The following is a 22,545-nucleotide window of genomic DNA, read 5'->3' on the forward strand; positions in this document are numbered from 1 at the left end:
AGGGCTAATATATCAATTAAACTAAATCTTTAAGTTTGATAACTGTAATTTGAATCTATTTTTGTAGTTTTCTAATGACTATTTCGTGATTTTATGTGAATTTCTATCGAAATTATTTCTTTACACTTTCAAATTGGGTATCAGGTTTAAAAATGCCTGGAAATTTGCTTTATATTTTTTCTTATCCAATTTAAAATAAAAGGCACCTTTCTTTGAGCCGGATTTGTCCTTTTCCTCCAGTTTGATTAGTAAACCAGTAGAACTAATTTTTCTGCTAAAATTCCGGGTATCTATTTTGGTATCGTTCACTTCCTCAAAAAGCATTTGTAATTGCGGAAGCGTAAACTTTTTTGGTAACATTTCAAAAAGAATAGGGTGGAGGGCAGCCTTGTAACGCAGCTTTTTCCGAGCATCGGCAACCATTTGTGCATGGTCGAAGATAAGTTTCGGTCGTTCATTAATCAGAAACCATTCGGCCTGATATTCATCACTTAATTGTGCCTGGTATTTATTAATATCGATCAGGGCAAAATAACCTACAGATAATGTACGCTCAATTGGATCGCGATCGGGTGCCCCATAAATTTGCAACTGCTCCAGATAAATACCTTCCAGGCCAGTATTTTTCTTCAGCACCCTGTTGGCAGCATCATCCGGACTTTCATTCGAACCCACAAAACCACCAATTAAACTCCATTTGTTAATTTCTGGTTCCAAACCCCTTTTAACCAGTAATAACTTTAGGCGTTCTCCATCAAAACCGAAAACTATACAATCTACAGCTACCAGGTAATGCGGTTGGCCTGAATATTCTATCATGCTGAAACAAAATTAAATGTGCCTGAATATCTTCAAAATTTTGCGAAAATAGAAATTATAAATAAATTATTAAATGTCATTTTGACAAATAATAATTTATTTATAATTTAGCCGAATTCAAAGTCCATTTTGCATACCTACATTCTAATCAATAATATAACATGAGTAATACATTTGATCTCGATTCAAATCCTCACAGGAGATTAAACATCTTAACTGGCGAATGGGTACTGGTATCTCCGCACCGCACCAAGAGGCCATGGCAAGGAAAAGTTGAAGACCTGCCAGCCGACAATCGTCCGGAGTATGACCCGAAATGTTACCTGTGTCCGGGCAATGATCGGGCAGATGGCGATGTTAATCCTGATTATAAAGAGAGTTTCGTTTTTAAAAATGATTTTTCAGCCCTGCTGGAAGACACTCCTGCAAGTAGCCTTAATGACGAGGGCTTACTGGTAGCTAAAAATGAACGTGGTATTTGTAAGGTGATTAGCTTTAGTCCGAAACACAATTTAACCTTGCCAGAGCTCAGCATAAACGAAATTACTGCTGTTATTAACCTCTGGCAAAAAGAATACAATAGCCTTTCGGAAAATGAATGGATTAAATATATCCAGATTTTCGAAAACAAGGGCGAAATTATGGGTTGTAGTAACCCACACCCTCATGGGCAAATCTGGTCGCAGAGCGAAGTACCAATGGAAATTGTTAAAGAAACCGAACGCCAGAAAAATTACTATGCAATTCATCGGGAAAGCATGTTATCTGCCTACCTGAAACTGGAATTAAAAAAAAATGAAAGAGTTGTTTTCGAAAATGAACATTTTGCTGTTTTGGTTCCATTCTGGGCGGTTTGGCCTTATGAAACAATTATTATCAGTAAAAGGCATGTAAGTAGCATTAAATTTTTTACTATTGCAGAGAAGCAAGCGCTCGCAAAAGCTATAAAGGCACTTACTACTAAATACGATAACCTTTTCGAAACTTCCTTTCCTTATTCTGCTGGTATGCATCAGGCACCAGTAAATGATGGCGATCACCCGGAATGGCACTGGCATATGCATTTTTATCCGCCACTGCTTCGTTCGGCTACAGTTAAGAAATTTATGGTAGGGTATGAAATGCTGGCAAATCCGCAAAGGGATATCACACCGGAGTTTGCCGCAAATCGCCTGAAGGACTTAGCTACGGAACATTATAAGACAATAAAACCCTAACCAAAAAATAACAATAATTAGAGCGAATGGATATTGAACGTTTAAAGAAAGCATTTAAAGATGTTTTTCAAACTGAGCCAATTTTGGTTAAATCTCCCGGAAGAATTAACATTATTGGTGAGCATACCGATTATAATGATGGCTTTGTAATGCCTGCTGCGATTAATAAGGCAATTTATGTGGCTGTTTCCAAGAGAGATGATGATGAGATTCACCTTTACTCCGAGAGCTACCAGGCAGCTTATCAGTCATCAGTTGCTGCGATTGAAAAATCGGAACTGAGCTGGGCAAATTATGTGCTGGGTGTGGCCGATCAGTTAGTAAAAAGAGGGCATAAAATTGCAGGTTTTAACGTTTATTTAGATGGAAATGTTCCGCTGGGTGCTGGTCTTTCTTCATCGGCTGCGCTGGAATGTGCTACGGCATTCGCCATCGATCACCTGAATAATCTCCAGATTTCGCAAATGGATCTGGCCTTAATTTCGCAGAAAGCCGAACATGTATTTGCCGGTGTAAACTGCGGTATTATGGATCAGTTTGCTTCGGTATTCGGTAAAAAAGATCACGCCGTTTTACTCGATTGCAGATCTATGGAATATGAGTACATCCCTTTAAAATTGGATGGCTACAAACTGGTCTTGTTTAATACGAATGTGAAACACTCGCTGGCTGATTCTGCTTATAATAAAAGGAGATCACAATGTGAGCAGGGTGTGGCCTGGATTAAATCGCATCATGCTGAAGTTAACAGCTTACGAGATGCTGATTTAATGATGCTTAAAACTTATGTTGAGCCAAAAGATTCAGACGTTTATCAGAAATGTAAATACGTTGTAGAGGAAATTGCAAGGATTCAACAAGCTGCAGAAACACTTAAACAAGGTGATTTAGTTGCATTAGGCAAACTAATGCTCGAAACACACGAAGGCCTGAGTAAAGAATATGAGGTAAGTTGCAAGGAACTCGATTTTTTGGTTGATTATGTTAAAAATCTCGATTACGTTCTCGGTGCACGGATGATGGGTGGTGGTTTCGGTGGCTGTACCATTAATATTGTTAAAGATGAAGAAATCTACACGTTAATCTCAGACATCAGCACCCTGTATTCAAATGAATTTGGCCTGTCTCTCGATGCCTATATCGTAGAAACAGCAAACGGATCAGAACTCATTGCTTAATAAAATACACTCGAATCTGATGTTATAAGGGCATCACATAAACTTAAACATATAAATGAATGAAAAATAATATTCTCGATACAAAAGATTACATCGTATTTGCGGTGTACTTTGTAATCGTTGCGGCTTACGGCCTCTACATTTACAATAAGAAAAAATCAGTATCAACAGGCTCAAAAGATTACTTTTTGGCCGAAGGATCGCTAACCTGGTGGGCAATTGGTGCTTCTTTAATTGCATCCAACATTTCGGCAGAGCAATTTATTGGCATGAGTGGATCTGGATTTAAAATGGGTCTTGCCATTGCCACTTACGAATGGATGGGAAGTTTAACCCTGATTGTGGTTGCGGTATTCTTTATTCCGGTTTACCTGAAGAATAAGATTGCAACCATGCCGCAGTTTCTCCACCAGCGCTACAATGGTACTGTTGCCATGATTATGGCCGTATTCTGGTTATTGCTTTACGTGGTGGTTAACTTAACTTCTATTCTTTATTTAGGCGCGTTGGCGGTAAGCAGTATTTCTGGTTTTAACTTAGAAATTTGTATGTATGCCATTGCTGCATTTGCCATTATTATTACCCTTGGCGGGATGAAAGTAATTGGTTATACCGATGTAATTCAGGTTTTCTTCCTGATTTTAGGCGGTTTAGCAACCACTTACCTGGCTTTAAATTTAGTTTCCAGTCACTATGGTACAACAGGTATTTTCGAAGGCTATAGCTTAATGACGAGTAAAGCTTCAGAACATTTCCAAATGATTTTAAAACCGGATAACGAAAATTATATCGATTTACCAGGTTTAAGTGTACTTATTGGAGGGATGTGGATTGTGAATTTAAATTATTGGGGTTGTAATCAATACATTACCCAACGTGCTTTAGGGGCAGATTTAAATACGGCAAGAGGCGGTTTACTTTTTGCTGCATTCCTGAAATTATTAATGCCAATCATTGTGGTACTTCCAGGGATCGCGGCTTACGTACTTTACAAAGATGGTGCCTTCCAAACGGAGATGCTACAAGATGGTTCTGTGAATCCAGATCGTGCTTATCCGGTGTTATTAAATTTGCTTCCGGCAGGTTTAAAGGGTTTATCATTTGCAGCATTAACAGCAGCTGTAGTGGCTTCGTTAGCTGGTAAAGCAAATAGTATCGCAACTATTTTTACACTGGATATCTACAAAAAAGTCATTAATCCAGACGCTACCGAAAAGAACCTGGTTTTAACCGGAAAAATTTCCATCATTGTAGCCATGATTTTGGGTGTTTTAATCGCACCTCACCTGGGTATCGATAAAAAAGGTGGCTTCCAATACATTCAGGAGTATACTGGTTTTGTTTCCCCAGGTATTTTCGCCATGTTTATTTTAGGCTTCTTCTGGAAAAGAACAACTTCAAATGCAGCGTTGTTTGCTACAATTGGCGGTTTTGGAATGTCGTTATTATTAAAGGCATTGCCCAACTTAACAGATCTTTCCTGGCTATCAGGAGTAGGTTTCGCAGTGAGAAACGCTGCTGGGGTTTATGAAATTCCTTTCCTTGATCGAATGGGTTTTGTGTTTGTTTTCTGTATCGTTGGTATGGTCATCATCAGTTTATTTGAAAATAGAAAAGGTGTGAATCCAAAAGGATTGGATATTGATGTTAAAATGTTTAAGACCTCCACAAGTTTTGCGGTTGGAACACTAATTATCATCGGTATGTTAGTTGCACTTTACAGTGTTTACTGGTAGGTATTTGCCAAATATTTTTTATGAGTTTAGGGATAGCGGCTTTGGTTGTTATCCCTTTTTTTTAGCTATCGGTCCGTGCCACACCAGCAGAAACTGATAAACTTGATTAGACAGGATAGGTTTAAACGATTTTAAATACTAATACGTCAGTATTGCTAACGCTCTTTTTTACCTAACGGTCGGTAGGACACCGACTGAAACCGATAATTTATTAAATGGGATATATTTAATGATTTCATTTACTGACACGTTAATATGATAAACTTTTGTGTCTTCGCAAATGTTTTATATAGAATCATTATGAAAGCCTATTTAGAGGCTAAAATTAAGAGAACAACAGAGATAGATAATTGAAAAGATGTTAAAAAGCTCTAGCGTTGCAAACGTGGCCGTTTAGATTTAAACGCTTCAGTTGGTCTTGGTTTTGGAGCTGGCTTTTTTGGAGCCACTTCTTCTGAAAGCTTAACCGTAATGACATTACCTTTAAATGTTTCGCCATTTAGCATAGAAATAATGTTTTTTGCATCATCAAGGCTGGCAACTTCGATAAAGGCGTAACCCTTACATTTTCCGGTAGCCCGATCACGAACAACTTTTATAGTGTCTATTTTACCATGTAAGCTAACAAAAATTGCTAAATCCATTTCCTGAATATTATCTGCCAGGCCACCAACGAAAAGCTTGTTCATTTTAAAATGTTATTATGATGTTTATATCGCTTTTGATAACATTTTCGCCAGCGTAAAGTTTTGTTTTAAATTATGTTGCAAAATAAAACTTTAAAATTGTGAAAACAAATCAATTTTTACCCTAAAGACGTATGATTTGCGTAAATAGTATGACTTTACCAAGATTTTCATCATAAATTTCTCTCTTTTTCTCCGCTTAATAAACTTAATATTGGTTATTATAATTTACTAAAACGATTTGTAATCAGATGATTCATGTATCAACCTTCGAACAGCGAAAAAAGTGTTTCTAATATCCAGGCTAGAAATATTTCATCATTTTTCTTACTTAATATAGTTGTTATGGCAAATCATTTAACCTTAACACTCTTTAACAGTGCACAGAGGCAGTTTTAAATTTTACGGCAAGGAATTTGTTAAATACTCAGCTAAAAAAAAAGATAAGATTATGAAATTTTACAAATCAATCCCGATAATGCTTTTAGCAGGAGTAATGATTTCTGGCTGTGTTAGCAATAAGAAATATACGGAACTGCAAGACACTTACGCTAAGTTGCGAGAAAGAAATCAAGAGTTGAGTAATAAGTATCAAGATAGTCAACGGGAACTTTCAGGTTCCAGCAGTAGAGTAAAAAGCCTGGAAGAACAAATCGCGTCAGAAAAATCTAATGTTGCCGCTTTGCAGGAAGCATTAAATAAGTGTTTGAGCTCTAGTAGCCAGGGAAATGTGAATATTTCCAAGTTAGTAGATGAAATTAATAGTTCTAATCAATATATCAAGCAACTGGTTAACACTAAAAACAAAAGCGACTCACTTAATATGGTGTTAACAAACAACTTAACCCGTTCGTTAAGTAGAGAAGAGTTAAGTGATGTTGATGTACAAGTGCTGAAAGGCGTGGTATACATCTCCTTAGCAGACAATATGCTTTATAAATCTGGTAGTTATGAAGTTTCAGACAAATCTGGTGAAACCTTAAGTAAGATTGCGAAAATCATTACAGATTATAGTACTTATGATGTGTTAATTGAGGGTAATACGGATGATGTGCCAATCTCTCAGCCTAATATTAGAAACAATTGGGATTTAAGTACTTTGAGGGCGTCTTCAGTAGTGCAGGTATTGCAAACGAAATATGGAGTAGACCCTAAACGATTAACGGCGGGTGGTCGTGGACAGTTCAATCCTATTGCAGATAATGCGACCCCGGCAGGAAAAGCGCAAAACAGGAGGACCCAAATTATCATTACACCTAAACTGGATCAGTTTATGGATTTGATTGGTAAAGCGCCAGAGCAATCAAAAAAATAAAAACATAAATTTAAAGGGATGTATCCTTTTAGAATAATGTATTAATTTCGGGCGGTGATACACCGCCCGATTATATAATCATCCGGTAGCTAAGCCGATTATTCCACAGCTCAAGGCAGCAATCTTTATTCTTCCTTCTGCAAAGTTTGTATAGCTTCCTGAAAGTTCAGAACTTTGGGCGCTTCAAGTACCGAACTACGAATTTAAAGTATTAAACTTAGTTTGGTTGACAAATAGAATCGACAAGATTGATGGAGTGTCTCTCAGGCATATGAGTAGTAAGGTACATCAGTAGACGTCTACGTTTACCAATAGAAAAATGCCAATAAATTTGATTTTATATCATCTTTATATAAATGATAAACTTATGCTGGCTGGTGAGATATTTCACTTTAGGAGAATACAAATAGCCAGATATAAAAAAACCTCAGCTTTCTAAGCTGAGGTTTCCATGTTTTAAGCACTATAGGCTTCCTTTGCGTAGGTCTTTAAATATTTTTTAAGCATTTCTCTAGCTACGTGAATTCTCGTTTTCACGGTACCAAGAGGAATCTGCAACTCATCTGCAATTTCATGGTACTTAAAGCCCTCAAAGTATTTAATAAATGGAGTGCTGTATACTTCGGGTAAATGATTTAATGCCTTTTGAATATCATCAACAATCATTTTTCCAACACTTGCATTTCGCTCTGCACTATACATCAGGTTTGCCGATGAAATTTCGTCATCTTGTGTAATTAACGTTTTTGCTTTTGCAGATTTGCGGTAGTTGTTGATGAATGTATTTTTCATTATCACAAAAAGCCAGCCTTTGAAGTTTGTACCTTCCTGAAAATTTTGGTAAAATCTAATGGCTTTCAACATCGTGTCTTGTACCAAATCATTTGCATCTTCAATATCTTTAGTGAAATTTAAAGCATGCATTTTTAACGATAGGGAATGGCTATTAACCATGTTGTTAAATTCAAACTGTGTCATGATGTTTTAGGTTAAGGATGTACCTATCAACGAACAAATGTTATACCAAAAGAACGCATTACTACCTTGGTCTGATTATTCAATTGGATCAAAAAATGGCTTAGGGGCGCCTCAAAGATGATTCTCTGTTAAGCCTCACAACCTACTCCTATTAGAAAACGTAGAAATACGAGGGTTTATACGGAAGCTTGAGCAACTATAAAATCAGCTCCCTTTTCGAACTGAATAATTTTGAATACATCACTTGTTCAAAACATTTTATGCATTTCGACACTTCTTATGTTAAAAATTACAGATGGAAGAATTGATGAATCAGATAAAAGCATTTTTAGGCGACCGTGCTAAAAATATTTTCAAAAAAGGACCAGCGGAGATAGAGGTGGTGGTTAATAAAGGGGAAAATGCACAACAACTTTCAGCACACCTAAAAGAACATATCATCGCTTTAGTAAGTGAAGATGCTATCGCTAAAATAAGCTTTGTCGATCAATCTGGCGAGATTACGGATAGCTTTTCCTTAAATCAATAATTTTTTGAATTAAGAATCTACACAACTTAAAAAGCCAAAGGACAATTATAATAAATATGGAAATAGATATCCGCAAAAGAAAAATAGGTTTAAATTTTAATGAAGCAGGGGTAGCAGAAATTTATCTTTGGGCACCTTATGCATCAAAAGTTGATTTGATAACCAATGGTTTATCACTTGATCTCTTAGAAAGAGATCTGGGCTACTGGTATCTGGAAACAAAAGCCTTAAAAGATGGCGATGAATATCGTTTCAAATTATATCAATTGGAAGATGCGGTTCATCAAACCTCTGATGGCAAACATCTATACCGGGCAGATCCAGCTTCGCTGTGGCAAAAAGCTGGTGTAGCCGGAAATTCTACCGCTGTTGATTTAAACGCTTTCATGTGGACTGATCAGAACTGGCATGGTTTGCCCCTGGAGGAGTTTATTATCTATGAATTACATGCCGGAACATTTACTGATAACGGTGATTTCAAAGCTATCGAAACTAAACTACAGTATTTAAAAGATCTTGGTGTTACGGCAATAGAGTTAATGCCAGTTGCACAATTTTCTGGTGATAGAAACTGGGGTTACGATGGCGTATTTCCCTTTGCTACACAAAACTCCTACGGTGGCCCCGAAGCTTTAAAACACTTAATTAATGCCTGTCATGCAGAGGGTTTAGCCGTAATTCTGGATGTTGTTTACAACCACATGGGGCCTGAAGGAAACTACTTTAACGATTTCGGCCCATACTTTACCAATAAATACCAAACCCCCTGGGGCCAGGCGATAAACTTTGATGATGCAAACTGCGATCCTGTTCGGGATTATTTTATTGAAAACGTATTGATGTGGTTCCGCGATTTTCATGTAGATGCCTTAAGGATGGACGCTGTACATGCCATTAAAGATTTTAGCGCTGTACCCATTTTGCAGGAAATTAAAACCTATGTGAGTCAGCTTTGTGACCACACCGGTAGGTCTCATCAGCTGATTGTTGAACTGGATCTTAATGATCCGAAATATATTAATGAACAACATTATGGCGGATATGGGATGGATGCGCAGTGGGTTGATGAATTTCACCATGCTCTTCGGGTTACCGCCGGACAAGAGCAAAACGGTTATTACGCTGATTTCAATGGCATCAAACAGCTGGCAAAATCTTATGAAGATGCCTATGTTTATGATGGTCAATACTCGCCTCATCGCGAAAAGAAATTTGGTGCAAAAGCAGTAAAGAATGAAGGGAAGCAATTTGTGGTATTTTCCCAAAATCACGATCAGGTAGGCAACCGCATGCTCGGCGAACGAACCAGTGAGCTGGTAAGTTTCGAAATGTGTAAATTATTAGCCGCGGCCGTATTTTGTAGTCCCTTTTTGCCTTTGGTTTTTATGGGGGAAGAATATGGAGAAACCAATCGATTCCAGTTTTTTACCAGTCATAGTGATAAAGAATTAATTAAAGCAGTTAGAGAAGGTAGAAAGGCAGAATTTGCTGCCTTCCACAGTGGAACAGAAACTCCAGATCCACAAAGTGATGAAACCTTTTTAACATCAAAACTAGATTGGAACAAACTCAATGAGCAGCCCCACAGCTACATGTTGCGGTATTACAAGGCCCTGATCAGTCTGAGAAAAGAACATCAATCACTTTTTATGCTCAACAGAAAAAATGTAAAAGCAACTTCATTGGTGGATCAGAATTGTTTAGTGCTGGAGCGCTGGCATGATGAAGAACGCTTAATTTGTTTAATGAATTTTTCCGGTCAGGAGCAAACCTTAGCACTCGAAAACGGTTATCAATATCGAAATATTTTTAACTCATCATCAACAACATGGGGTGGATCAACTGAAGTTGGTGTCGTTCCTGTCCAAAATAAAGTAACTATTTTATCCGAATCTATTTTAATATTCCTTTGCGAAAATGTATAAGCCCAGCACAACCTACCGAATTCAATTCAATAAAGATTTTCCATTTAAATCACTCGATAAAATAATTCCCTATTTAAAAAATCTGGGAATAGATACCATTTATGCATCGCCAATATTTGAAGCTTCGCCAGGCAGTACCCATGGCTATGATACCACCAATCCACATTTGATTAATCCAGAGATAGGTACAGCGGAAGAATTGTATCAACTTTCAGCTAAGCTGAAGGATGCAGGGATTGGTTGGTTGCAGGATATTGTGCCTAATCACATGGCCTTTCATACCAACAATGCCTGGCTCATGGATGTATTAAAGAATGGAGAAAAATCAACTTTTGCAACCTTCTTTGATATTGATCTGAAGCGTGAACAAAAACTTATGGTCCCATTTCTAGGAGAAGATTTAACTGATGCCATTGAAAGTGGTTCTCTTAAGTTAGCGGCAGATCATAATCAGTTTTACCTGGACTATAGTGGAACACTGTGGCCGGTAAGTGATGCTACTTATCAAAATCTTCAAGGTAAAAATGTAGCGGATTTTAATGGTAATAAATCTGAATTGCTCAAGATAGTAGAACAGCAGAACTATCGCCTTTGCAATTGGCAGGAAACATTTTCCAAAATTAATTACAGGAGGTTCTTTACTGTAAATAGTTTAATCTGTTTGAATATCCAGGATAAAGCGGTGTTTGATACCTATCACGAATATATTTTTAAATTGGTAAGTGACGGTATCTTCCAGGGATTAAGAATCGATCATATAGATGGGCTTTATGATCCAAAGATGTATCTTGACAGGCTTAGGGCGGCAGTAGGCAATGAGGTTTACATTGTAATAGAAAAGATTTTAGAAACCAAAGAACAGTTGCCTGTAGATTGGAATACCCAAGGCAGCACCGGATATGATTTTCTCGCCATCACCAATAACCTTTTTACCAATAATGCAGCCCAAAAATCTTTCGATAAACTATATGAGAAAGTAACAGGCAAATCTCAGGACCTGGAAGTGCTGATCCATGAAAAAAAAGAGACCATTTTATACGAGCACATGCATGGTGAACTAGACAATTTGTATCAACTTGCCAAAGATCTTGATTTGATTTCTAATGCTGATGAAAATGAAATCGGGGCAGATGTTATCAAAAAGGGGATTGGAGAAATGATGATCCAGATGCCTGTTTATCGTTATTATAATTACCAATTTCCTTTAAAAAATGAGTCTTTGCATCAACTCACAAGCCTGATTTCAGGCGTAAATGAAACAGAAGAATTAAGACCAGCTGGTACATTCCTGGCTAAAATGTTGATAGAAAAGCCATTAACCGGAGCTCCGATTTATTTGGAGAACGTAGGGAAGTTTTACCAGCGATGTATGCAATTTACAGGACCGTTAATGGCAAAAGGAGTGGAAGACACCGTAATGTTTACCTATAATCTGTTTGTTGGCCATACTGAAGTTGGAGATGCTCCACATTCATTTGGAATTACAACAGAAGATTTCCATTCAAAAATGGAAGAAAGGCAAAAGCTTTGGCCAAATGCTTTAAACGGAAGCGCTACACATGATACCAAAAAAGGCGAAGATGTGAGGGCAAGATTAAATGTGTTGACTGATGTTCCAGAGCAATGGAGTAATGTGGTGGAAGATTTGTTGAAAATCACCAACCAACTCGTGCAAGAGGAAGAAGCGCTGAGTAACCTGCATAAAAACGATATGTACCTGGTTATTCAAACTATTTTAGGTGCTTCAGCCATGCCTGGCGAAGATTCCGATGACATCAGCGATCGTTTAGAACAATATATACAAAAGGCATTAAGAGAAGCTAAAAAGCGTTCAGACTGGGCATCGCCTGATGAAGATTATGAGAAAAAAGTGAAGGCTTTTGCAAACGCATTACTTGAAGCCAATAATCCCGGTAACCAGACTATTCAAAAATTTATAGGCAAAATTGCAGATTTTGGTATAATTAATAGTCTTGCACAACTGGTGCTTAAATTCACCTGTCCAGGTATTCCAGATGTTTACCAGGGCACTGAATTATGGGATCTGAGTTTAGTAGATCCGGATAATCGCAGACCAGTGGATTATGTAAAGCGAATAAATTTTCAGAACGAGCAAGAGGATCAAAGTTTAAATGCGCTTTGGGAAAAGCGCTATTCGGGGAAGATAAAATTATGGTTAACAGAAAAGTTAGCAACCCTCAGAAAAGATAATCATCAGGTTTTTGAAGATGGAAAATATATTCCGCTTCGTGTAGAGGGTACTTTCAAGCAGCATATTATGTCCTTTGCCAGGCAGTTAAGCAATGAGTGGATTATTGTCGTAATTCCAATAGGATTAGCGGCGCTAATTAAAGATGATGTAGGTAAACCGAATAAATTCGACTGGGAAGACACCCAAATTATCTTGCCCTCAACTGCGCCAATGGAGTGGGATAATTTAATTTCAAAAACATCTGGTGTAAAGGATATATTATATAATGGCCTTTTGGTTAGCCAGATTTTAAGTGAAATTCCAATTGGTGTAATTAAGCTGAAAACCAGCAACAACCATCGTTCAGCAGGGATTTTGATGCATATCAGTTCCCTACCATCTGCATATGGGATTGGAGATATTGGACCTGAAAGTAGGAAGTTTATAGATTTCCTGGCTAACGCAGGACAAAAATATTGGCAGATTTTACCTGTAAATCCAACCAAAGGTGAAAACGGCCACTCACCCTATTCAAGTAACTCAGCTATGGCCGGAAATATTTTGCTGGTCAGTCCGGATTTTCTCTTGGAAGATGGTTTACTAACTTCCGCCGATCTGGAAATAACAAAAGTAGAGGCAACGGAGCAAGTTGATTACGAGCTGGTTGAAATTAATAAGTATAAGTTACTTCGTACAGCGTTTAAAAATTTTAAACAGGCTGAAAATACGGCCATGAAAAATGCTTTCGAAATATTTTGTGCAGAGGAAAAAAACTGGCTGGATAATTTTGCTTTATTTATTGCTATCAAAGCGCATCACCAGCATTTAGAATGGTACAATTGGCCAGAGCAGTTTAGAACAGGCAATAAAAAAGCACTCGCAGATTTTATTGATGAATTTAAGGAAGAAATTGAAGAAATAAAATGGCAGCAGTTTATTTTCTATAGACAATGGCACGCTTTAAAAAATTATGCCAATCAATTCGAAATTGAAATGGTAGGCGACCTGCCTTTCTATTTAGATCTTGATTCTGTAGAAGTATGGTCTCAACCCCATCTATTTAAACTCAATGAATCCTTAAAACCACTTAAAATTGCTGGAGTTCCACCAGATTATTTTAATGAAAATGGCCAGCTTTGGGGAATGCCGATCTTCAATTGGGAAGCAATGAAAGCTGATCACTATGCATGGTGGGTTAACCGACTGAAGAAAGATATGGAATTGTTCGATTTGTTGCGATTGGATCATTTCAGGGCATTTTCGTCTTTTTGGGAAGTAGATGCCGGTGCAGAAAACGCAGTTAATGGAAAATGGATTGATGGACCCGGAGAGGAGTTCTTCGAAGTAATTAAAAAAGAACTCGGTGAATTACCATTTATTGCCGAAGATCTTGGAGAAATTACCGCAGATGTTGAGTTGCTTCGGGATAAGTTTGATTTGCCTGGCATGAAGGTTCTCCAATTTGCTTTTGGCGGAGAGTTGACTACAACCATACATATTCCACATAATTTCACCACTCCAAATTGCATTGTTTACACGGGTACACACGATAACAATACGTTGCTGGGTTGGTTCAAAAATGAAGCAGACGATGACACCAGGAAAAGACTCGATCTTTACTATGGAGTTAAAGTGGATGAAAAAAATATTAATCAAACTGTTTTAAGAGCCACATACACATCCAGTGCTAAAATCGCTATTGTACCTGTTCAGGATATACTAAACCTGGATGAAGATGCCAGAATGAATAAGCCAGGTGATGTTTCTGGTAATTGGAAATGGCGTTTAACAAAGCAAATGTTAAATGCAGATCTAATGGATTGGCTTAAAAAAGAAACAGAAATTAGTCATAGATAACGGTCATGTTTTTATATTATTTGATAATAGGAGGGAGCAGCAGAAATTGGAACCTGTTAAGCACCTTTATTATCAGAATATGCTAATAATGAGCATCCATATATTACGGTAGTGATGAATTTCGAGAAGGGTATTTAACACCATTAATACTTATTGTTTTATTCCTGATTTGTAAGTTTTATCTTACTAAAATCAGTATTTTTGCAAAATTTTTAAGATTTAAGATTAAATAATGGATGAATTAAGATTTGGCAAAATCGTTCGAATGGACAATAGTGAAAAATATGGGGTAATCCTGGACAATAATTGTCAGGACATTCATTTCATTTTGATTAACTTAACTGAGAGCATCAAAGTAAACGATCAGGTTTCTTTTGAAATTGATTTAGGTGAAGATGGCCTAATCGCAACAAAGGTAAGTTTGATCTGACCAATCATTTCAGCCTCCATCATCTTTCGAATATGATGCCATTAGGGGATCTTTTGTGAACATCTGCAATATTTATTCAGATAACTAAACCAGTTAGAATGTAGTTTTTATTAATAAAAAGATAATGATTTTAAAACACGAAATTAATGTAGGTGTATGGTTTGATACACTGCTTTACGTTTAAAGCGATGAAATAATAGTATCAGAAGTATCAATAGTATCTGAATTTTTGTCGTATTTATATTACCATTTAATTAAAAGTAGTGATGTTTTGTTCGTTTTTAAAGCTTTGAATTTATAATATTGAAAATTATTTATCTGAAAATCAGTCAGTTGATTTGTGTTTGTCAGTTATTTTGATCTTTTACACAATTTAACAGTTCACCATTATCTTTTCTTGAAAAAATATATATATTTGTTCTTACCCTTTCGAGGGTATGTTTTTCATAGGTAGATGTAGGGTCGAATACTTGTATTCGGCCCTTTTTTGTTTTCAGTTGTTTTAATAACGTATTTTTGGAATATGATAAAAAAGAAAGTTGTTGTAGCCGTTACAGGTGCCAGTGGGTCAATTTATGCTAAAGTTCTGTTTGATAAACTAATCGAACTTCAAGATCAGATTGAGGCGGTTGGCGTAGTAATGAGCGATAATGCAAAAGAAGTTTGGAAATTCGAATTAGGAAATCAGCACTATGCCGACTTCAGCGATTTTACTTTTTTTGGCAAAAATGACTTTAATGCACCCTTTGCTTCTGGTTCTGCCAAATACGATACCATGATTATTGTACCATGTTCCATGGGTACACTCGGTAGGATAGCGCATGGCATTTCAAACGATCTGATCTCAAGAGCTGCAGACGTGATTTTGAAAGAACGCAGAAAACTGATTGCCGTAGTTAGAGATACACCATTTAGTTTAATTCACATTAACAATATGAAAACCGTTACCGAAGCAGGAGGGATCATCTGTCCGGCAAATCCATCATTTTATAGTCTGCCTAAGACGATTGAAGAAGTGGCGGGAACGGTGATCAGCAGGATGTTGGATTTAGCTGGATTTGAACAGCAAAGTTACCGATGGCAAGAAAAATAATTTGCAGTTTTAATTTCCTGTGGTATGTATCTCAAATTTTAAACTGCTAACTGAAAACTGAAAACTGAAAATTGCAAACTGAAATGTTATCTCACTGTAATTTGTCAGTTCTCGAAACTCCAATCTGGCAACTCCGAACTTATTTCTTATCTTTGCAGGCTCAATGAAAAAGGTAGCATTTTATACATTAGGTTGTAAATTAAATTTCTCAGAAACCTCTACTATTGGTCGTTTATTCACCGATGCAGGTTATACTGTGGTAGAATTTCAAGATCAGGCTGATGTATATGTGATTAACACCTGTTCGGTTACGGAGCATGCAGATAAGAAATGCCGCAAGGTTGTTAAGGAAGCTTTAAAATATTCTCCAAATGCCTTTGTTACTATTGTTGGGTGCTATGCTCAATTAAAGCCACAAGAAATCGCCGAAATTGAAGGTGTAGATATGGTTCTTGGTGCTGCGGAGAAGTTCAGAATTGTAGAATATATTACTGATTTAACGAAGCAACCAAAAGCAGTAATTCATCAGCAAAGCATAGAAAAAGTAAATCATAATTTTATTGCATCTTATTCCATAGGCGATAGAACACGTACTTTCCTGAAAGTTCAGGATGGATGTGATTATCCCTGCACTTATTGCACTATACCGTTGGCTCGTGGCGCCAGCCGGAGCGATACCATAGAAAATGTGGTGAACCGTGCCAGGATGATCGCTGAAGGTGGGGTAAAAGAAATCGTATTAACCGGGGTTAACCTGGGCGATTTCGGCATTCGTAATGGAGCGCGTGAAGATAAATTTTTCGATTTGGTAAAAGCTTTGGATGAAGTAGAGGGAATTGAAAGAATCCGCATTTCATCTATAGAACCAAATCTTTTAAGCAATGAGATCATTGAGTTCGTGGCAACATCTAAACGTTTTGTTCCTCATTTCCACATTCCTTTACAATCTGGATCTGACAAGATTTTAGGATTAATGCGCCGTCGTTACCGCACAGATCTATATGTAGAGCGGGTGGCAAAAATTAAAGCCGTAATGCCGCACTGTTGTATTGGTGTAGATGTTATTGTAGGTTTTCCCGGTGAAACTAAAGAAGATTTCTTAGATACTTACCAGTTTTTAAATCAATTGGATATTTCATATCTGCATGTATTTACCTATTCTGAGCGTGAATTGACCGCTGCTGCAGAAATGAAAGGTGTGGTTGCAGGCAGCGAGCGTAATGAACGAAGTAAGATGTTACATATCTTATCGGATAAAAAACGCAGGGCTTTCTACGAATCGCAAATTGGAACTGATGCTGAAGTGCTTTTCGAAGCCGATCAAAAAATGGGCTACATGCATGGTTTTACTAAAAACTACGTTAAAGTTCGTGCGAAATATGATCCCATTATGGTAAATGAACTAAAAGCGGTCAAACTTTTGGAAATTACCGCCGAAGGCGAAGTGGAAGTGGCTGAATTGGAAACCGCTTACGCACATCATTAGTCTTGTAGTTGAGGATTTCCAGTAGTGAATTAATTTAAGATCGTTTATCGTTGTTGCACAAGCCTGAGTATATGACGAACATTGTTATTATGCTATGCTCTAAATTGATCCTTTTTTCATTTTAGTCCTTGCTCTTTACTCTTGTCTTTGATCTTTACTCTTTACTCTTTACTCTTTACTCCTTGCTCTTTCATCTTTACTCTTTGCTCTTTCATCTTTACTCTTTCATCCTTACTCTTTGCTATTTCATCTTTGCTCTTTGCTCTTTCATCTTTACTCCTTGCTCTTTCATCTTTGACCTTTCGTCTTTCCCCTTTCTTTCCTATCTTCGCAACAAATTATTTGTATGTTTCCTACTGTCTCGCATTTTTTAGAATACCTATTTGGCATCAATCTGCCATTGCCTTTTAATACTTTTGGCGTTTTTGTGGCACTTGCTTTTGTGGCAGGTTATTGGGCTTTTACTAAAGAATTACAAAGAAAAGAAGCACTGGGAATCCTTCATCCAATTACTAAAACCGTTATTGTTGGAAAGCCGGCAACTACATCCGAATTAATAATGAATGGTTTATTCGGTTTTTTAATTGGCTATAAACTGGTTTATGCATTATTAAATTATTCATTGTTCGTAAGTGATGCACAATCCATTTTAATGTCGGCTAAGGGAAACGTAATTGGAGGTTTATTATTTGCAGCCCTATTTGCATACTGGGATTTTAAAGAAAAAGACAAATATAAATTAGATAAACCTAAGGAAACAAAAGTAACCATTCATCCTTACCAGCTAATGAGTAACCTCATTGTATGGGCAGCAGTATGGGGCTTTTTAGGAGCTAAATTTTTCGATAACTTAGAATATTGGGATGATTTTGTACAACATCCAATTGAACGTTTACTATCTTTTAGTGGTTTAACCTTTTATGGGGGATTAATCTGTGGTGGTGCAGCTGTATTGATTATTGCTAAACGAAACGGTATAAAACCTTTACACATGTTAGATGTTGGCGGGCCAGGAATGATGTTAGCCTATGCGGTAGGAAGAATTGGTTGCCATTTATCTGGCGATGGTGACTGGGGAATTGTAAATCCAAATCCAAAACCTTTTAATTGGTTACCAGATTGGTTATGGTCATACACTTATCCAAATAACGTAGTTGGCGAAGGGATTCCAATTTCTGGCTGTCCAGGTAAGTTTTGCAATCAGTTGGCTCAGGGTGTCTATCCAACACCGATCTACGAGGTGATCGTTTGTTTAATCCTTTTCGCTTTTTTGTGGAGCATCCGGGATAAAATTAAAGCACCAGGATTAATGTTTGGTATTTATATGATCCTGAATGGAATTGAGCGTTTCTGTATTGAGTTAATCCGTGTAAATTCAAAATACCATGTATTTGGCCTGTCTTTTACACAAGCTGAAATGATTTCTACATTTCTGGTTATCGGCGGTATTGCTTTGAGTGCTTATGCGCTCAGAAATAAAAATACATTGAGTTAATCTTTATTTCAGAAATCTCAACACATAACAATAAACTCTTTGTTAAAAAACTATGGATTACGAATTATTATGCAACAAGGTCATCTCTATTGTTAAACTTACCGGAAATTTTATCCGAAAAGAATCTTTACAGTTTGATGCCAGTAAAATTGAGTATAAAGGTTTAAATGATATGGTTTCCTATGTAGATAAAACTGCAGAGCAGAAGCTGGTTCGTAACCTGGAAAAACTGATTCCAGATGCTGGGTTTATCACTGAAGAAAAAACAATCAGCAGAGAAGGCAAAACTTATACCTGGATTATTGATCCTTTAGATGGTACCACGAACTTCATTCACGGAATTCCAGCCTACGGCATTAGTGTTGCCTTATATGAAGATGGGTTGCCAATTATAGGTGTCGTTTACGAACTAAATAGAGGAGAGATGTTTTATTCATTCAAAGGCGGAGATGCTTTCATGAATAAAAAACAAATTAAAGTGTCTACCAATCCTGATTTACCATCTAGTTTATTGGCTACAGGTTTTCCATATTATCAGTTTGAAAAGCAGGCACAATACTTAAAACTGTTAGAGGAAATGATGCAAAAGAGTCACGGTGTTCGTCGGATTGGTGCTGCGGCAGTTGATTTGGTTTATACCGCGTGCGGACGTTTTGATGCTTTCTTTGAATATAATTTGCAACAGTGGGATTTTGCAGCAGGTTGTTTTATTGTTCAACAGGCTGGGGGAGAAGTGTTTGATTTTTCTGGCGGTAACGATTACTTTAACAAAAGAGAAATCTTAGCCACCAATGGGAAACTAACTGCAGAAATGCTGGAAGCCATCAAAAGATACTTTTAATTCGGTTTTTAAATAAACAGATAATTTGAGGAAGAAGCCCTATAGGCTTGTCTAAGTTGATTTGCAGACTTTACATGGGGTTGTTAGAGCCTGTAATAAAGTTTGTAAAAATGAGTAGTAACAGCAATGGCTCACTAAATGTGAGCCATTGCTGTTACTATTACTATGAAAAATTAATTTTATAAAGCTTCTGAAACTACTTCAGTAACCTCAGGGACCATTCTTTGCAATAAATTCTGGATACCTGATTTAAGTGTGATGGTAGATGAAGGACAACCGCTGCATGATCCGCGTAATTCTACCGTTACTACACCTTCATCAAAAGATTTGTAGGTAATTGCGCCGCCATCCTGCTCAACTGCCGGACGAACGTAATCATGTAAGATCTGTTGGATTTTAATTTCGGTTTCAGTTCCTTCAAAAGACGGAGCCTCTTCAGATGTATCTTCTTTTATCTTCAACTCAGATTCTACAGCACCTTTAACAAATTCCTTTAAAATCGCTTCGATATCAGCCCAATCAGCATCGTCAGTTTTAGTAACAGTTACGAAGTTACTGGCGAAAAACACACCCGAAACAAAGCTGAACTTAAATAATTCCTTTGCAAAAGGTGAATGTTCTGCACTCTCTTTTGTTGCAAAATCCTCACTGCCGTTAATTAATAACTTATTCACCATGAATTTCATGGTAGCCGGGTTAGGAGTCTGTTCTGTATATACGTTAATCGTCATGTCTTAATCAATTTGAATAAACAAAATTAACAATTACTGATTAATAAAGCTTTCGCAGGCTGTCTGTTTAGCGTCAATTTAATTTACTAGAAAATACCAGTATAATTAAATGGTGTAATGGTTCTTAATTGTACTTTAACTTCCTCTGTAACCGCTAATCCTTCTATAAATTCAGCAATGCTGGCTGCGTTTATTTTTGAATTGGTTCTGGTTAGTTCTTTTAATGCCTCATATGGATTAGGAAAATTTTCTCTTCGCAAAACGGTTTGAATTGCTTCAGCCACTACCGCCCAGTTATCGTCTAAATCCGCATGTAAAGCCGCTTCATTTAATAAGATTTTATTTAAACCCCTTAAAGTTGAATGAATGGCAATTAAAGTATGTCCGAAAGGTACACCAACATTTCTAAGCACTGTTGAATCTGTTAGATCTCTCTGTAAACGGGAAATTGGAAGTTTAGCTGCAAAAAACTCAAATAATGCATTGGCAATACCTGCATTACCTTCTGCATTTTCAAAATCAATTGGATTCACCTTATGTGGCATCGCCGATGAGCCAATTTCTCCTGCTTTAATTTTCTGCTTGAAATAGTTTTTAGAGATGTACGTCCAAATGTCACGATCTAAATCAATGATGATGTTATTGATCCGCTTCAATGCATCACACTGCGCAGCAAACTGATCATAATGTTCAATCTGCGTAGTATGCTGTGCACGGGTTAAACCTAAGGTTTCATTCACAAACTGATTAGAAAAATCTACCCAATTTACTTGAGGGTAAGCGATATGGTGTGCATTAAAATTGCCGGTTGCACCACCAAACTTCGCACTGTTTGGAATAGATTTTAAATTTTCAAGCTGGATGCTTAAACGATCTGAAAAAACGAGGAACTCCTTACCTAATTTAGTAGGAGAAGCAGGCTGACCATGTGTATGAGCAAGCATTGGGATATCTTTCCATTCCGTTGCTAAGCCTTCAATTTTAGTAATTAACGTAGAAATGGCAGGATAGTAACTATCATTAAGGGCTAATTTAATAGAATAGGGAATAGCTGTATTATTAATATCTTGTGATGTTAATCCGAAATGGATAAACTCCTTAAAATCCTGAAGAGATAAAGCATCGAATTTATTTTTAATAAAATATTCCACAGCTTTTACATCATGATTGGTCACCTTCTCAGTTTCCTTAATTTCCAGCGCATCCGTTTCTGAAAAGTTTTCATGTATCCTACGAAGATCAGCATAAAGATTTTTATCAAATTTTTCTAGTCCTGGAAGGTTGGCTTCGCATAAAGAGATAAAATATTCAATTTCTACAAAAACACGATATTTTATTAATGCTTCTTCAGAAAAGTAGGCAGCTAAACTTTCAGTTGTCTTTCTATATCGGCCATCAACTGGAGAAATAGCTTGTAGTGATGTTAAATTCATTATGCGGATTATATTTTTGCCGCAAATTTACTACAATTGCCCGGATATTAGAATTGTTTTATTCCTTGTAAATAAAAAAAGGTATTGATTTCAAAATCAATACCTTTTTTTATTTAAGAGAAAGATTAAACTAGTGTTTAACTTCTGTAGTAGTGGTAGTTGCTTTTACAGTAGTGTCTTTAACTGTAGAATCTTTAACAACAGTATCAACGCCAGCTGTATCAGTAACGATAGTTGATGAATCAGTAACAGTTGTATCAGTACCATCTGCTGTTTTATCTGAACCGCCACAAGCAGCAACTGTTAAAGATAAAGCGATAGCTAAGAAACCTAATTTGAATGCATTTTTCATAATAATATTTGTTTTAGGGTTAATAAGTACTATTAATACCTGCAGATTGAAAAGGTAACCCTCAAAATTGGATATAATAAAAAAGGTCTTTAAGAAATTAATCTTAAAGACCTTTTTTATTATAAGTAAAGTTAGACTAGTGTTTAACTTCTTCTGTAGTTGTAGTAGCTTTTACAGTAGTATCTTTTACTGTAGAATCTTTAACAACAGTATCAACACCAGTAGTGTCAGTAACGATAGTAGAAGAATCAGT

18 protein-coding genes are annotated in these 22,545 nt (G+C 36.8%); 12 read left to right on the forward strand and 6 right to left on the reverse strand.

Going from position 1 to position 22,545, the window contains the following annotated elements; translation table 11 throughout:
- Nucleotides 1-120: 120 nt before the first annotated feature.
- Nucleotides 121-819, reverse strand: a complete 699-nt coding sequence (locus tag SOM16_RS22200; RefSeq protein WP_320466190.1) for an NUDIX hydrolase — start codon at nucleotides 817-819, stop codon at nucleotides 121-123.
- Between the two features lie 161 nt (nucleotides 820-980).
- Here SOM16_RS22200 and SOM16_RS22205 point away from each other — a divergent pair, with 161 nt between their 5' ends.
- From SOM16_RS22205 to SOM16_RS22215, 3 genes are read left to right on the forward strand one after another with little or no spacing between them, the layout of a single operon-like run.
- Entirely contained in the window at nucleotides 981-2,036 is a 1,056-nt protein-coding gene (locus SOM16_RS22205; protein ID WP_320466191.1) for a UDP-glucose--hexose-1-phosphate uridylyltransferase, read from the forward strand.
- 26 nt (nucleotides 2,037-2,062) lie between these two features.
- A complete protein-coding gene (locus tag SOM16_RS22210; RefSeq protein WP_320466192.1) occupies nucleotides 2,063-3,214 on the forward strand; it encodes a galactokinase in 1,152 nt (383 codons plus the stop codon).
- A gap of 59 nt (nucleotides 3,215-3,273) precedes the next feature.
- Nucleotides 3,274-4,950 carry a sodium/sugar symporter gene (locus tag SOM16_RS22215; protein WP_320466193.1) on the forward strand — a complete coding sequence of 559 codons (1,677 nt, stop codon included), beginning with the start codon at nucleotides 3,274-3,276 and terminating at the stop codon, nucleotides 4,948-4,950.
- 371 nt (nucleotides 4,951-5,321) lie between these two features.
- Here SOM16_RS22215 and SOM16_RS22220 read toward each other — a convergent pair whose 3' ends face one another.
- Complete coding sequence (locus SOM16_RS22220; RefSeq protein WP_320466194.1) at nucleotides 5,322-5,639, reverse strand: RNA recognition motif domain-containing protein; 318 nt, start codon at nucleotides 5,637-5,639, stop codon at nucleotides 5,322-5,324.
- Nucleotides 5,640-6,087: 448 nt separating this feature from the next.
- Between SOM16_RS22220 and SOM16_RS22225 the strand changes: the two genes are divergently transcribed.
- A complete protein-coding gene (locus SOM16_RS22225; RefSeq protein ID WP_320466195.1) occupies nucleotides 6,088-6,951 on the forward strand; it encodes an OmpA/MotB family protein in 864 nt (287 codons plus the stop codon).
- Nucleotides 6,952-7,407: 456 nt separating this feature from the next.
- On the opposite strand, the gene SOM16_RS22230 is transcribed toward SOM16_RS22225, so the two are convergent.
- Nucleotides 7,408-7,929, reverse strand: coding sequence for an RNA polymerase sigma factor (locus SOM16_RS22230; protein ID WP_320466196.1), 522 nt, complete (start codon nucleotides 7,927-7,929; stop codon nucleotides 7,408-7,410).
- Between the two features lie 295 nt (nucleotides 7,930-8,224).
- Here SOM16_RS22230 and SOM16_RS22235 point away from each other — a divergent pair, with 295 nt between their 5' ends.
- The 8 genes from SOM16_RS22235 to SOM16_RS22270 all read left to right on the forward strand — a co-directional run bounded on the left by SOM16_RS22235 (nucleotide 8,225) and on the right by SOM16_RS22270 (nucleotide 19,776).
- Nucleotides 8,225-8,458 (forward strand): hypothetical protein, encoded by a 234-nt coding sequence (locus tag SOM16_RS22235; protein WP_320466197.1) that lies wholly within the window; start codon nucleotides 8,225-8,227, stop codon nucleotides 8,456-8,458.
- Between the two features lie 56 nt (nucleotides 8,459-8,514).
- Nucleotides 8,515-10,383, forward strand: coding sequence for a malto-oligosyltrehalose trehalohydrolase (treZ, locus tag SOM16_RS22240; RefSeq protein ID WP_320466198.1), 1,869 nt, complete (start codon nucleotides 8,515-8,517; stop codon nucleotides 10,381-10,383).
- Nucleotides 10,376-14,431: a malto-oligosyltrehalose synthase gene (gene treY, locus SOM16_RS22245; RefSeq protein WP_320466199.1), complete on the forward strand. Its 4,056-nt coding sequence runs from the start codon at nucleotides 10,376-10,378 to the stop codon at nucleotides 14,429-14,431. Before treZ ends, treY begins: the two co-directional genes overlap by 8 nt.
- Before the next feature lie 232 nt (nucleotides 14,432-14,663).
- Nucleotides 14,664-14,861, forward strand: a complete 198-nt coding sequence (locus tag SOM16_RS22250) for a hypothetical protein (RefSeq protein ID WP_320466200.1) — start codon at nucleotides 14,664-14,666, stop codon at nucleotides 14,859-14,861.
- A 523-nt stretch (nucleotides 14,862-15,384) separates the two neighbouring features.
- Nucleotides 15,385-15,954: a UbiX family flavin prenyltransferase gene (locus tag SOM16_RS22255; protein ID WP_320466201.1), complete on the forward strand. Its 570-nt coding sequence runs from the start codon at nucleotides 15,385-15,387 to the stop codon at nucleotides 15,952-15,954.
- A 163-nt stretch (nucleotides 15,955-16,117) separates the two neighbouring features.
- Entirely contained in the window at nucleotides 16,118-17,440 is a 1,323-nt protein-coding gene (gene mtaB, locus SOM16_RS22260; protein WP_320466202.1) for a tRNA (N(6)-L-threonylcarbamoyladenosine(37)-C(2))-methylthiotransferase MtaB, read from the forward strand.
- 346 nt (nucleotides 17,441-17,786) lie between these two features.
- Entirely contained in the window at nucleotides 17,787-18,935 is a 1,149-nt protein-coding gene (locus tag SOM16_RS22265; protein ID WP_320466203.1) for a prolipoprotein diacylglyceryl transferase, read from the forward strand.
- Between the two features lie 52 nt (nucleotides 18,936-18,987).
- Nucleotides 18,988-19,776 carry an inositol monophosphatase family protein gene (locus SOM16_RS22270; RefSeq protein ID WP_320466204.1) on the forward strand — a complete coding sequence of 263 codons (789 nt, stop codon included), beginning with the start codon at nucleotides 18,988-18,990 and terminating at the stop codon, nucleotides 19,774-19,776.
- 179 nt (nucleotides 19,777-19,955) lie between these two features.
- On the opposite strand, the gene SOM16_RS22275 is transcribed toward SOM16_RS22270, so the two are convergent.
- The 3 genes from SOM16_RS22275 to SOM16_RS22285 form a co-directional block, all read right to left on the reverse strand.
- Complete coding sequence (locus SOM16_RS22275; protein ID WP_320466205.1) at nucleotides 19,956-20,507, reverse strand: NifU family protein; 552 nt, start codon at nucleotides 20,505-20,507, stop codon at nucleotides 19,956-19,958.
- 86 nt (nucleotides 20,508-20,593) lie between these two features.
- Entirely contained in the window at nucleotides 20,594-21,940 is a 1,347-nt protein-coding gene (gene purB, locus SOM16_RS22280; RefSeq protein WP_320466206.1) for an adenylosuccinate lyase, read from the reverse strand.
- A gap of 130 nt (nucleotides 21,941-22,070) precedes the next feature.
- Nucleotides 22,071-22,292, reverse strand: a complete 222-nt coding sequence (locus SOM16_RS22285; RefSeq protein WP_320466207.1) for a hypothetical protein — start codon at nucleotides 22,290-22,292, stop codon at nucleotides 22,071-22,073.
- Between the last annotated feature and the right edge of the window lie 253 nt (nucleotides 22,293-22,545).

The organism is Pedobacter sp. CFBP9032, from assembly GCF_034045265.1.
In the GTDB taxonomy this organism is placed as follows: Bacteria; Bacteroidota; Bacteroidia; order Sphingobacteriales; family Sphingobacteriaceae; genus Pedobacter.